A 12,843-nucleotide genomic window follows, 5' to 3' on the forward strand; every position below is an offset into this window, starting at 1 on the left:
AAAATTGTTCTTGAAAACAAAATAAACTAACCAATAAATTTTAACCATTAACTATTGACAAAAAACACAGTTGCTGAGTTAATTTGCGAGCGCATTTTCTTCAATGCTGACAAAGACTTGGACACATCTAAGGCTTGCTTGCGGGCTGTGCATAATGGGGTTAGTCAATAGAATGTTACTTAATGCCTTTTCTGTTGTTATGATGGGTTTCGAAAGTTCGATGGAATAACCTCCCTATGCACAGCACTTCCGCAATCTTCGCCAAGATGTTTTACCCAACCCGTTTGTAATGCATTTCAGAAAATGCACTCTTCAATTGTGTGGTAATTTGAGGATGTTAATCGTGTCAGAAAGTTGAGTAATAATTGTTGCAAAACTGAAACTAGAGGAGACTCATGTCCGAATATTTTGGGTTGGGATTTTCTTTTGTCCTTGGTTTAGTGTTGGGAAGTTTTTATAATGTCTGTATTCACAGGTACCTGTCGGGTGTGTCCATTGTCTGGCCAAGTTCTCATTGCCCAAAATGCCAGCATAAATTATCTTGGTGGGAGAATATTCCAATAATAAGTTATATAATTTTGCGTGGCAAGTGCCGTTCTTGCAGGCAAAATATTAACATAAGATATCCCGTAGTTGAATTAATTTCAGGTTTTTTGTCATTGGGGCTGGCGGTTAAGTTTGGTCTGGGAGTTTATTTTTTTGTTTATTTGTTTTTTTTCGGGTTACTTATCGTGGCCAGTTTTATTGACCTGGACAGTTTTATCTTGCCGGATATCATTACTCTGCCCGGTGCGGTTCTGGCCTTCGGCGCCAGTTTCATCTTGCCCGTTGCTTGGCAAGACTCGCTCCTAGGCGCTCTTCTTGGTAGTGGGTGTTTTTGGTTGTTGCAAAAAGGTTATAAAATATTAAAAGGTATAGATGGCCTTGGAACTGGAGATGTTAAGCTTATGCTCATGCTGGGAGCCCTTATTGGCTGGCAAGGGTTGCCAGCCATGATTTTTATTTCAGCTTTAACCGGCTTGATAGCAAGTTTGTATTATCTTAAGAAGAACAAAACTAACGTTGCTCAAACCCCTATACCTTTTGGTCCTTTTTTAAGTCTGGGGACCATTACTTATATTTTGGCCGGGGATATATTGGTAAAGTTTGGATTTTAAAGTTTAGATTTTGGTGGTTTTGAAGTCATCGGGACCAGGAAGCTTTCCAGTTTAGCACATAGCTGAAAAATATAATAGCTTGTAGGGTTTTTTGGTTACGGTGTTTTTTATTTAACTAGACAAACAATACAAGCAGAGATACCAATCAATCCCTCATTATTCACCGCGCCATACTTTAAAATTAAAAGTTAAAAAGGAGCAGTTATGGACAAAGATGTGCAAAGAGAGCTAGGCCGTTTTGAAAGACGTATGGGTATGCTCAAAAAGAAGGGAACAGTCCCTGACGATCTCTTAAAGTTAATTGATTTTATATATAAGAAACAGTTGAATTCTTTTGCCTTGCTTAAAGATGTCCTGGATAAAGGGCTGGACTTCCCTCAGACGGAAGATGTGTTAAAGGGAAAGCCAATGCTGCCCAGACAAAATTTTCCCTATGACTTCGATGCGACTCAGAAGCTTTTTTCTGAATTACTTGGTTTTTTGCAGGAACAAGAGGGGCATCTTGGTCAGGCAGCAGAAATTGTTACCCAGGATATAAGTAATGGAGAACTTGATTTGTCTGAAGCTTACGCCAAATATCTGACCGGAGACGATCACTTTTTTCGCTTATATGGGGAAAAAACTCCCACTGCTCCGAGAACTCTCAATTTTTTGATTCAGGCCAGCATAACCCCTAGCCTGGTTAAAACAGGTTATAGTATCAGCTTGCTTTTGCCGGCGGACCAAGTCTGGAATACCGGTCACTGTCCGGTGTGCGGTAGTTTGCCCCTAATTAGTGAGCTTAAGGATAAACAAGGTTTTCGCTACGTTACATGCTCTTTTTGCCAGACTAGGTATCGAGTTCCCAGAATGTCTTGTGTGTTCTGCCAGGAGGATAAAAAAGAGAAATTGGAGTATTTTCAGGTTAGTGAAGAGCCAGGATTTCGGGTAGATGTGTGCAAGTCCTGCAAAATGTACATCAAAACCGTTGATTTTAGAGAAATGGACAAGCAGTCTATTCCAGCTGTTGATGATCTGGAGTCTCTGCCCTTAGATGTTCTGGCCAGAAAACAAGGATACACCAGACCAACTCTTAGTGCTTGGGGGTTTTGATGAGTAAGATTTTACAATTACCCTGTAGACAGTATAAAAATGGTCAATGGCGACAAATCGATGATCTTGTTAGCCTCGAAGAAAAGATACATATTCATTGGCCAGGTCAGGAGGTTAAAACACTGTGGGCCTATCCAGAGGATTTAACTTCGTTGGTTATTGGCCATTGTGCCATAGAACTATGTGCACCTGATGAGCGGCCAGAGCTAGTCAAAAAGGAAGGGTGCGAATTTCATTTGAAGCCAGTACCAATTGAGCCTGACAATGATACGGAACTTCCGAAGCTTTCTAAGGCATTAATTTTGGAGAATATGGCCCGGTTTATGGCTTTGGATGGTAAGTGGGAGAAAACAGGCTGCTTTCATCGCGCAGCTTTATATGAGCCCGGGAAGAATGATTTTGTGCACTACGTGGAAGACATTGGTCGGCATAATTGTCTTGATCGATTAAAAGGGTGGGCCGTAAAGAATAATAAATCTATGGGCAGCTTAATCCTTTTTGTCTCAGCCAGGGGAACTGCTTCACTTATACTTAAGGCTGTTAAGGCCGGATTGCAGGCTGTGGTTTCCAGGTCTGCCTTGACGTCTGCCAGTATTGAATTGGCCTTAAAGAAAGGTCTAACCTTGATCGGTTTTGCTAGAGAGAACAGGTTTTCAGTTTTTACAGATCCCAAAGGTCTTGTAATTTAAGACGCAAGCTTAAGTGGTTGCGTGGTTGAATAGCAGAGCAACCGTTTTTAACCACGCAATCCCGAAATAGTAGTTGGCAGTAAACAGTAGATAGAAAGGTTAACCTATTTTACCTTTTGAATTTGGGTAGTTAGCTTTGAATACGATTTGCGGAGTGGTCTTGGCTGGGGGAAAAAGTTCCCGTCTTGGACAGGACAAGGCCAAGTTGCGTTTTAAGGGCCAGGACTTGTTGCAAAGAAGTGTTGCTTTGGTTCAGGAGTTTTGTCCTGTAACTTATGTAGTTGGCAGGGATGCCAGGGAGCATGAATTGAATGTGCCCTGGATGTTGGATGATATTCCAGGCATAGGCCCAATGGGTGGAATTTTGACTGCACTTAAAAGGCTCAAGCGGCCATGCCTGGTTCTTTCTTGCGACTTGCCACTTTTATCCAGAGATATACTGGCGAGACTTATTGAAGTCAGGAATAGAATTGGATACCAAAAGTTAATGACCACTTACTTACAGGGAGAAACAGGTTTTATTGAGGCCTTGGTAGCCATCTATGAATATAAATGCGTAGAATTTTTGCAAAGGTCTTTTAAACGAGGTTGTTATAAACTCAGTCAAGCCATTGAATCAGAGAATCGTCACCATATCCCTTACAGTGAGGCAGAGAGAAAATATTTCTTAAATATAAATTATCCCCGGGATATTCAGTTGTTGAAAGTGTTGGATAGTAAAGGATAAGCAAAAAGATAAAAAAATATGAGTGCTTGGTGAGTGATGGGCGTCCCGCGTGCCAGGTTTCGTGCATTACAGATTAAGAATCGCGAAATTATGAAGTTAAATTTAATATTCGTGGCTTGGATATTTTTCGTTCTTGTTGGCTTGGAGAATTTGGACGCAGGAGCCATCTATTATTTTTGTGATGAAAATGGTGTTTTTCACTTTACCGATTTGCCCTCTTCTGACTTATATCGGCCTTTTATTATTTTCAGCGACAAAAAGAATGACCAGACAAAAATCAATGAGATGATTAAGGTTTACAGTAAGCGCTATGGTCTGGATTATGATTTGGTGCGGGCAGTGGTCCAGGTGGAATCAGCTTATAAGCCAGAAGTCGAGTCCAGGGCCGGAGCGCAAGGGTTGATGCAGATTATGCCTCAGACCCAGGAGGAACTAGGGCTCAAATATCCCTTTGACCCCGCTTCCAATCTTGAAGCCGGGGTTCGCTATCTGCGGAGTCTAATTGACCGGTTTGGGGATGTCAGATTGGCCTTGGCGGCTTACAATGCTGGGCCGTCTAAAGTTGAAAAGTATAATGGTATTCCACCTTATGCAGAAACAAAACGATATGTACAGAAAGTGTTAAATATTTATTCGAAATTTAAAAGAAAAAGATAGTCTTATGGAGTGTGGGAACTAAATCGTGATGTATTGGAAAGATTATAGTAGTATATTTTCTGATGCATAATGATGACAGATGGTCTCTAAATTATAACAACAACTTCTAGTTTTCAGAGATGAGATATTTATGTTTAATCTGGCAAACAATTTAACTTTTTTGCGTATAGCCTGTATCCCACTTTTAGTCCTGCTTTTATATTTTCCAAGCAAAATATCCTGTCTGATAGCCATGTTTATTTTTATTGGTGCTTCTTTAACTGACTTGGTAGATGGTATTATCGCTCGCAGGTATAATTTAGTAACCAATATGGGAAAATTTTTAGATCCACTGGCCGATAAACTGCTGGTGGCATCGGCTTTGATTATGCTTGTAAAGCTGGGATGGGTTGAGGCCTGGATAAGTATAACTATTGTTAGCCGGGAGATACTGGTTACAGGCCTGAGGGCTATTGCTGCTGACCAAGGACTAGTGATTGCTGCAGATAAATACGGTAAGTTAAAGACCATTGTTCAGACAGTGGCTTTGTGTCCGCTGATTCTACACTATAAATGGTGGGGATTTGATCCTAACCTCCTGGGACAGGTCCTCATCTACCTGGCTTTGATTTTGACTTTGTTCTCAGGTGTCAACTATTTACGCAATTTTTATAGGAAGGTTTTAACTAATTAACCTGGGGGGAAGCTCATGGCCCAAATAGATGCTTTTTTTAAAATGATGCATGAGTTGGGAGCATCAGATCTGCATTTATCTTCAGGTTCCCAACCGATTATTCGTTTGCACGGCGATTTGCAACGGGTCAAATACAAGGAGTTGGAGCACAATGAGCTAAAAAAATTGCTTTACGAGATTACTCCTGAGAGCAAGATCAAAATTTTTGAAGAAAGCGGGGACGTTGATTTTTCCTATGAAGTTCCGAATTTGGCGAGGTACAGAGCAAATTTTTTCTTGCAACGTCGTGGCATTGCTGCTGTTTTTAGAGAGATTCCGCAGAAGATTTTGACCATAGACGATCTTGGGCTACCCCCTATTTTAAAAAATCTGGCCATGTTGCCAAAAGGTCTGGTTTTGGTCACTGGACCTACCGGCAGTGGTAAGTCAACGACTCTTGCGGCCATAATCGATTATGCCAACAGGATGCGCAAAGATCATATTCTAACCATTGAGGATCCCATTGAATTTGTCCACGAGCCTATAAATTGTCTGATTAACCAGAGAGAGGTGGGGCGAGATACCTTGAGTTTTCAGGCAGCACTGCGCGGGGCCTTGCGCGAAGATCCAGACATTATTCTGGTCGGTGAGATGCGGGACCTCGAAACGATTAAATTAGCTTTGGAGGCAGCGGAAACAGGTCATCTGGTTTTTGGCACTTTGCATACTATTTCTGCGTCCAAAACCATTGACCGGATTATTGAGGTTTTTCCAGCGGAAATGCAGGGTCAGATCCGGTCCGGCCTGGCGGATTCTTTGCGGGCCATCATTGCTCAAAACTTGTTTAAGCGAATTGATAAGCCTGGTCGGGTGGCAGCCTTAGAAATCCTTATTGCCACACCCGCTGTGCGCAACCTGATCAGGGAGAATAAGATTTTTCAAATTAATTCTGTTATTGAAACTGGTAAGAAGTTTGGCATGCAGGCCCTTGATGATGCTATTATGCAGCTTTTGCAGCAGAACATTATTTCACCTGAGGCTGCGTACAACAAGGCAGTGAATAAATCCAAATTCAGGCAATTTTTATCAGAGCCGCCGCAAGATTTTACCGAGGTATAAATGCTTCGTTCACAAATGGATCACATAGTGGGGCAGATCTTGGATCAGGCCCCGGATACATCTGATATAATTTTTACTGTGGGAAAGCCTATCCAGGCCGAGGTGCATGGTGAATTGCAGGATATAAAAATAAATCCGCCTTTGGGCCGGTTAGTACCCTTTCAAGTAGAGGCCATGGCTATGGCCATGATGGGCCGAAATTTGCGTCTATACAAGGATCAATTGCAAACAGGATCCTGTGATCTCTCTTATGAACTACCCGGACGGGCCAGATTCAGGGTGAATGTGTTCGGGCAAAAAGGGTCTCTGGCCATTGTTATGCGCAAATTGTCTATGCAAGTGCCAACTCTGGAACAACTTAACCTCCCTGAGATTTTTAAGGAAATAGCCAGAGAAAAGTATGGTCTTATCCTGGTCACAGGTGGTACCGGAACAGGTAAGTCTACATCTCTGGCCGCGCTCATAGATCGTATCAATTCCCAATTTAGAAAGCATATTATCACACTGGAAGATCCTATTGAATTTGTACATGTACACAAAAAAGGTGTGGTCAATCAAAGGGAACTCGGTATTGACTTTGATACCTTTGCCTCAGGACTTAGAGCTGCTCTTAGACAGGCGCCTAAAGTAATTTTGGTGGGCGAGATAAGAGACCGGGAGACCATGGCAATAGCTCTTGAAGCAGCAGAAACAGGACATCTTGTCCTGGGTACTTTACACACAAGTGATGCCGGTCAGACCATTAACCGTATCATCGGTATGTTTGAATTATCTGAAGAGAGATTGATCAGGGCCCGGCTGGTTGAGAGTTTGAAATATGTTATCTCTCAACGTCTTATGCCCAAGATTGGAGGCGGCCGAGTGGCAGCATTTGAAATTTTGCGCAAAAATTTACGTATTAGAGAATTGATTTTAAAAGGAGAATCCGAAGACAAGACATTTTATAACGTTATTTCCGAGGGTGGTACCTATGGCATGGTCACTTTTGACCAGTATCTAAGCAACTTATTTGAGCAAGGAGTTATCACCGAGGAAATTGCTATGCTTAATGCTTCGGACAGGTCACGTTTGAAACAAATGATCGATAAGATTAAGGCCAGGCGCGGGGAAAAGATTACAGATATTGAGGGGCTTGAATTGGATCTGGATTATGGCCGTGACTTTTAATATTGTAGAGGTGAACTATGGACCTTACATGCGCAAATTGTCAGAAAGAAATTTTTTTACCTCCTGAAAAAATTCCGAATGTACCGCGTTTTGCTTTAAAATGTCCCGGATGTGGTGAGAGGATCGTAGTGGAAAACGAGGCCTATGCGAAAGAGAACAAGACCGCTGTCGATAAGGAGCAAGTCAGGCAGACTAAAAGTATTGAACCTGATTTCTTTCCACCAGGTGCGAATGTAGCCTTTTTATTTACCATTAACGAGGAAATAGGACTGAAGGTCAGCGAATTTTTTCAGGAAAAGGAATTTTATATAAGCACGGCCGAAGATGTTCAAGAGGGAGTACTTAAGCTGAGACTTAACGACTACCAGTTAATTTTACTTGAGGATAGAGAAGAGATCGCCCCATTACTTACTGAAATACATTCCTGGCCAGGCAAGAAAAGAAGAAATGTCAACTGTTTGCTCATTGGTGACAGAGCTCCCAGTATGCATCAACAGGAGGCTTTTTACCGCGGGGTAAATTTTTACCTGCATATAAATGATAAAGATAGGATTGATGACTTGCTCGAGCAATGTTTAAATGGTTTTGTCCTCTATAATGAACCTTGGACCATGGCTTTAATGGTAGAGGAGTGAAGATGGGAAACAGGCAAACCCTTCAGGCCAGAGTCTTAAATTGTCTTTTGACCATAGTCGAATTGGAGCCCTTGATAAAAAAGTTGCCCCTTGATTCTGATTTGAGAGCAGAGTTTAAGTTTATTAAAAGTATAGTTAATCAAGTCAATGAGTTTGACTTATCCGAGAATGACGTTTCGCGTATTGAAAGGGCAACGGCTACATTTCTCGATGAGATCAGCGTCCCATTGTCTATTTTTTATAAAGATTTTAAAAAACAAAAGTTGCAATAAATTATGTTTTTCCGAGCCGTGTTCCTTCTTTTTTTGCTAGTAAACATTTTTTTAATTTGTAGAATAATTTGGTCAGATAGTGGAATAATTGCATATTTAAAGGTAAAGGATACGTACACTAAATTATATGAGGAGAATGAGAAGATAAAGAACGAAAATGTAAAATTAAGTAATGATATCAGAATGCTTAAATCTGACACTGAATACTTGGCTGATGTCATCCGTAAAGAAATGCATTATGTCAAGAAGAAAGAACTAATATATATATTTCCTACAAGTGGAAGGTAGTCGAGTTTTAGGAGTTTAGTACATGCAGGACAAAATTGATTTTTACGAAGAAGTTTTGGCGCTTGATCCCCATTCCAAACTGTTTTTTCCCTTGGCTAGGTTGTATCTGGAAAGTAAACAGACTCAAAAAGCCCTTGAGGTTTTGCAAGCAGGGCTTGAAAAATATCCGGAACATTTAGAGGCCAGACTTTTATTGGCCAATATATACTTTTGGCAAGGGCTAGAGGAACAGGGAGAAAAGATTTGCGTCGAAATCTTTGAACTTTTGAAGAAAAATAGTTTTTTTTGGACTACTCTAGAGCATTTTTGGGCACGAAAGAGCCAGGAAGATCTGGCCTTGGCTTTTAAATTTATAGCTGAACATGCACAGGGACAGGAACTAACCTGGAGCAGTGTTTTAAAGGCGGGTCTCTTGGCGTTGGAGAAAAGGCCTGAAGTGAACGCTAAAGGTCTTACAGAAGGAGAGGGAGTAGAGAACAGGTCCGAACAGGAGACCTTAACTTCGAGCCCAAAATCAATTCAAGAAAGGGTATCAACATCTGCCAAAGACCTAAGTTTAGAACATGAGCAATTAAGTGAACAGGAAACTGACGATAAAGGGCCAGAGGGGGCTCAAGCTGAAGAAATTTTCGCTCGGACCGGGACTTATCAAGACGGAACAAGAGCTGTTGTTGCTGTCGATAAGGAGCCGGATGGGGAATTCGAGGAAGTTGAGGAAGTTGAGGAACTGAACTTTGAAGAGGAGGCCCGGACCAGATCTCTGGCTGATCTTTTGTTCGAGCAGGAAGAATATGTAAAAGCCTTGGACATTTATGAAGAATTATGGCGGTCCAGCTTGCCCGGAACAGAGCGTAAAGAAATAGAAGAACGCATTAAAGAAATAAAGGAATTACTTGCCAGCCAAGAAAACAGACCAGAGCAGGAGGTATCTGGAGAAACTGCTGGTAGTGAAGAGGCTAGCTCAGGGGAGAATATTGAGCAAGCTGAAGTTGTCGATTTTTTATCTAGCCTAGCAGAGCGCCTAGAGGCTAGGGCTGAAAAGCAAAGTTAAGTCCTGAATCCGTGAAAGTGAGTAAATTTTGTTTATTGACAGTTAGCAATCCGGAACTTTTGTCAAACAGGCGAAAAAACTCCCTCGTAGGCAGCCTAAATAAAAATTTTAACACGATTCGTTGGATTTATGGGGCATTATATTTTCAGGTTTTTAAGCAAATTTTGGAGCTAACGATTTAAAAAGATTTTAATTGAGGCTGCCTAACTCGGTCAGACAGTTTTCGCTGTTTTGCAAAAGCCTCGGATTGTTACAGGAATCGTTGTTGAGTCAATTTTCACGGAGCCAGGTTAAGTATTTTGTTCATTCTTTATCTTTTCGTGCTCAGCTTGCAGTTTTTTTAATTCTGCCTCAAGGTATTTAATTTCTTTTTGCAGTTGTTCTTTGATTTTATTTAATCCTTCTATTTGATATTTTCTTTTAGAACGGATTATCGCTAAGCTATTTTCTTTGGCTGTGATTTGATTTTGTCTTTTAACATATATATAACCGATGAACCAGAAAGAGATAAAGCTTAAAATGATAATGTAGTATAATAGAGAATTCATTTTTCTAAAGATAAAACGTTTTACTCTTCAATTTTGTTCTTGGCCCAGGTTAGTTTATCTTTATCTAAATATCCAAGGACTACCAAAGCATCGATTAATTCGAGATTGGAATTGGCTTTTTTGATGTAGTTTTTGGCTTTTTCAAGCTGTTCATTTGTTATTAATCCTTCGAATTTGAGTAAGTTAATGGGGTCGGTCTTTTCTTTTTGGGTTGATTTTGTAGTAAGCTGTTCGACTTTTTTTTCTTCAGTTAATTTTGTTTTTAGGTTGTTTGCCTGTTTTTTTAGAGCTTCAACTTCAGCTTTTAACTTGCGATATTTTTCTGTTAGGTTTTTCTCTTCTTCTTTTAAGGTCTGTAATCGGGATTGAGCCTGCGAGTTGATCTGGACATAAAGCAGGGCGTTAATAATTGCGAAGATGAGAAAGATAAGAAGATATAAAAGCAAAGTCATTGTTGTTATTTTTTTTTGAACTATTTGCTTGGAAAGTTTATGATTTCCCTTTGCCTCTTCGCTGGAATATGAGGTTTAAAAGTAGGCAAATCGCTGGCCAACCCAAGAAAATGTTTTCTTAAATAAAAACGTTATATAATATTCCAGCTTGATAGACAAGAGCAGGTTAGCAAGAAACAATAATTAAAAGTTTAGGTTTAAAGAGTTTATTAGTGTCGTGTCGGTAGTAGTTTCTTTCGTCGCTATGAAGATTTAGGGTGAGTTTAAATAGAGAATGTTTGTTTTCTCCCGTGTGTTTTTTTACATAATATGTTTAAAAAAAATTATAAAATCAATAAGCTAAACTACCTAAAGCCTGTTTAAGATAAAGGAGAATAAAAAAATGTACAAGTTGATTATTAATTTAATAATGGTTTGTCTTTTTATCACCGGATGTACAGCGTGGAAGTCAACAAAAAATTTTTACAAAGAATATATAAATTCAGATCCGGAAATTGATCTACAAGCCAATGGGTTGGATAATAAACAAGAGGAATATTTTGCAAAGATTTTATATCCTATGGATAGGCAGTTAAGCGATGTTTTGCACAGGTTAGATGTTCAGGATAGTTATCCCGACGAAGTCTGGTTTGAGCAAATGTTGAAGGACTTTCCCTGGTTAAATGGTGTGGCCGCTATTGATAGAAATGGTCATATTTTGTTTAAACGTTCTGCCTATTCCATGAAGGCATTGGATTTTAGTGTGCTATTTACAAAGAGATTACGAGTAAATGAGCCAAAAGTTCGGGTTTGTGTCCAAGATTCGGTTTTGGGCCCGGAAGTATACCTAGGCCGACCTTTTTTTAGAAATAACCAAGTTCAGGGGTTCCTGGTGGTACATTTTGATCCCAGAACATGGGCAAGTTTAAGTCCCAGGCCTGAAGAATTGGCGATTATTGCAGAGGGGAAACTTATTTGGGCCGGTAAGTACGGAGAATTGAGTAAATTGTTTACGCAAAGAAATAGGACCGAGATGCTTAAAAACAGTGTCTTTGGTAAGTTGGAGGTCAAGGATAGGAATTTTTATTGGTTCTCTAGAGCACTGGAGGAAAATTGGCTCATATACTTGATGGCAGAATCTAAAGGGGGATGAGATGCGTCAAATTACTGTTACAGAACATTTACTTGTGCATCAAAAAGCAAGTGCAATGGCCACCGGTCGATTCACTCGGCTTTTAAATGAATTAATATTAGCAGCTAAGATAATATCCAGAGAAGTAAACAAGGCAGGTTTGGTAGATGTTCTGGGGTTTACCGGGGAGGTAAATGTCCAGGGAGAACAGGTGAAAAAGCTGGATGAGTACGCCAACAGGGTCATTATCCATCGTATGGAGAGAGCAGGGGTTTTGTGTGCCATGGCCTCTGAGGAGAATGCCGATTTAATAGAGATCCCGGCAAAATTTGGCCAGGGAGATTATATTTTGATCTTTGATCCCCTGGATGGCTCGTCAAATATAGATGTCAATGTAAGTATAGGCACTATTTTTTCCATTTACAGGCGTAAAGATGGCACTCGGCCAGTAGTTTTGAGTGATGTGCTCCAAAAGGGAGCAGAGCAAGTGGCTGCCGGTTATTTTATTTATGGTTCATCAACAATGATGGTTTATACGACAGGAAATGGAGTGCATGGTTTTACTTTGGATCCCAGTGTGGGCGAATTTTTGCTTTCTCATCCGGATATTAAGATTCCGGAACAAGGCAAGATATATTCAATTAATGAAAGTTACTGGCACTACTGGGATGAACCTACCAAACAAGTTGTTTCTTACTTTAAATCCCCTGAAAATGAGATTAAAAGACCATACTCCTTACGTTATATAGGTTCCCTGGTTGCTGATTTTCACCGCAATTTGCTCTATGGTGGTATTTTCATGTATCCAGCCGATTCAAGAGACCCCAAAAAACCTTCCGGAAAGCTCAGGTTACTATGCGAGGCCAATCCCATGGCCTTTATTGCCGAGCAGGCAGGAGGAATGGCAATTGATGGGCAGAGAAGGATTTTAGATATTGAGCCACAAGAACTGCATCAGCGGGTGCCTCTGTTCGTAGGGTCGAAAAAGGATGTCCAGAAAGTAGCTGACATTTACAAGTGTAGTACATAGCAAGCTGAGAAATTGAACGGAACAATTTAAGAAAAGTTTATAGATAGGTTCTACTGGTTTTGAAACGGAGGCTATTCATTTTTCTCGCGAAGAAAGAGAATCTATATTAATGTACCTTCAAGCTTGGATAAGGCAAAATTTTTGGCCTGAGGATGACCTTTCTTGACCTAGGCATTATGGGCTATCATTAAAGGTG

At 40.4% G+C, this 12,843-nt stretch carries 16 protein-coding genes; 14 read left to right on the plus strand and 2 right to left on the minus strand.

The window, feature by feature from the left end; all coding sequences use genetic code 11:
• Positions 1 to 395: 395 nt before the first annotated feature.
• The 12 genes from KFV02_RS08645 to KFV02_RS08695 all read left to right on the plus strand — a co-directional run bounded on the left by KFV02_RS08645 (position 396) and on the right by KFV02_RS08695 (position 9,506).
• Positions 396 to 1,157 carry a prepilin peptidase gene (locus KFV02_RS08645; RefSeq protein ID WP_252381145.1) on the plus strand — a complete coding sequence of 254 codons (762 nt, stop codon included), beginning with the start codon at positions 396 to 398 and terminating at the stop codon, positions 1,155 to 1,157.
• Between the two features lie 204 nt (positions 1,158 to 1,361).
• Complete coding sequence (locus KFV02_RS08650) at positions 1,362 to 2,249, plus strand: formate dehydrogenase accessory protein FdhE (protein ID WP_252381146.1); 888 nt, start codon at positions 1,362 to 1,364, stop codon at positions 2,247 to 2,249.
• The gene (locus tag KFV02_RS08655) at positions 2,249 to 2,938 is read left to right on the plus strand and encodes a formate dehydrogenase accessory sulfurtransferase FdhD (protein WP_252381147.1); all 690 of its coding nucleotides are present in this window, start codon (positions 2,249 to 2,251) and stop codon (positions 2,936 to 2,938) included. Before KFV02_RS08650 ends, KFV02_RS08655 begins: the two co-directional genes overlap by 1 nt.
• 136 nt (positions 2,939 to 3,074) lie before the next feature.
• On the plus strand, positions 3,075 to 3,665 hold the full coding sequence (locus KFV02_RS08660) for a molybdenum cofactor guanylyltransferase (RefSeq protein ID WP_252381148.1): 591 nt from the start codon (positions 3,075 to 3,077) through the stop codon (positions 3,663 to 3,665).
• Between the two features lie 90 nt (positions 3,666 to 3,755).
• Positions 3,756 to 4,322 (plus strand): lytic transglycosylase domain-containing protein, encoded by a 567-nt coding sequence (locus KFV02_RS08665; RefSeq protein WP_252381149.1) that lies wholly within the window; start codon positions 3,756 to 3,758, stop codon positions 4,320 to 4,322.
• A 130-nt stretch (positions 4,323 to 4,452) separates the two neighbouring features.
• The gene (pgsA, locus tag KFV02_RS08670; protein ID WP_252381150.1) at positions 4,453 to 4,995 is read left to right on the plus strand and encodes a CDP-diacylglycerol--glycerol-3-phosphate 3-phosphatidyltransferase; all 543 of its coding nucleotides are present in this window, start codon (positions 4,453 to 4,455) and stop codon (positions 4,993 to 4,995) included.
• 15 nt (positions 4,996 to 5,010) lie between these two features.
• Positions 5,011 to 6,093 (plus strand): type IV pilus twitching motility protein PilT, encoded by a 1,083-nt coding sequence (locus KFV02_RS08675; protein ID WP_252381151.1) that lies wholly within the window; start codon positions 5,011 to 5,013, stop codon positions 6,091 to 6,093.
• Entirely contained in the window at positions 6,094 to 7,260 is a 1,167-nt protein-coding gene (locus tag KFV02_RS08680; protein ID WP_252381152.1) for a type IV pilus twitching motility protein PilT, read from the plus strand. It abuts the gene before it with no gap.
• 17 nt (positions 7,261 to 7,277) lie between these two features.
• Positions 7,278 to 7,895 carry a zinc-ribbon domain-containing protein gene (locus KFV02_RS08685; RefSeq protein WP_252381153.1) on the plus strand — a complete coding sequence of 206 codons (618 nt, stop codon included), beginning with the start codon at positions 7,278 to 7,280 and terminating at the stop codon, positions 7,893 to 7,895.
• A gap of 2 nt (positions 7,896 to 7,897) precedes the next feature.
• The gene (locus KFV02_RS08690; RefSeq protein ID WP_252381154.1) at positions 7,898 to 8,167 is read left to right on the plus strand and encodes a hypothetical protein; all 270 of its coding nucleotides are present in this window, start codon (positions 7,898 to 7,900) and stop codon (positions 8,165 to 8,167) included.
• 3 nt (positions 8,168 to 8,170) lie between these two features.
• Positions 8,171 to 8,455, plus strand: a complete 285-nt coding sequence (locus KFV02_RS11525; RefSeq protein ID WP_353617327.1) for an FtsB family cell division protein — start codon at positions 8,171 to 8,173, stop codon at positions 8,453 to 8,455.
• Positions 8,456 to 8,477: 22 nt separating this feature from the next.
• On the plus strand, positions 8,478 to 9,506 hold the full coding sequence (locus KFV02_RS08695) for a tetratricopeptide repeat protein (RefSeq protein WP_252381155.1): 1,029 nt from the start codon (positions 8,478 to 8,480) through the stop codon (positions 9,504 to 9,506).
• A gap of 290 nt (positions 9,507 to 9,796) precedes the next feature.
• Here KFV02_RS08695 and KFV02_RS08700 read toward each other — a convergent pair whose 3' ends face one another.
• Together KFV02_RS08700 and KFV02_RS08705 are read right to left on the minus strand one after the other, a co-directional pair.
• Positions 9,797 to 10,054, minus strand: a complete 258-nt coding sequence (locus KFV02_RS08700) for a hypothetical protein (RefSeq protein ID WP_252381156.1) — start codon at positions 10,052 to 10,054, stop codon at positions 9,797 to 9,799.
• A gap of 20 nt (positions 10,055 to 10,074) precedes the next feature.
• Entirely contained in the window at positions 10,075 to 10,506 is a 432-nt protein-coding gene (locus KFV02_RS08705) for a hypothetical protein (RefSeq protein ID WP_252381157.1), read from the minus strand.
• A gap of 382 nt (positions 10,507 to 10,888) precedes the next feature.
• Here KFV02_RS08705 and KFV02_RS08710 point away from each other — a divergent pair, with 382 nt between their 5' ends.
• Positions 10,889 to 11,638, plus strand: a complete 750-nt coding sequence (locus KFV02_RS08710; protein WP_252381158.1) for a hypothetical protein — start codon at positions 10,889 to 10,891, stop codon at positions 11,636 to 11,638.
• Position 11,639: 1 nt separating this feature from the next.
• Complete coding sequence (gene fbp / locus KFV02_RS08715) at positions 11,640 to 12,647, plus strand: class 1 fructose-bisphosphatase (protein WP_252381159.1); 1,008 nt, start codon at positions 11,640 to 11,642, stop codon at positions 12,645 to 12,647.
• Positions 12,648 to 12,843 lie beyond the last annotated feature (196 nt).

Source organism: Desulfovulcanus ferrireducens (assembly GCF_018704065.1).
Taxonomy (GTDB): Bacteria; Desulfobacterota; Desulfovibrionia; order Desulfovibrionales; family Desulfonatronovibrionaceae; genus Desulfovulcanus; species Desulfovulcanus ferrireducens.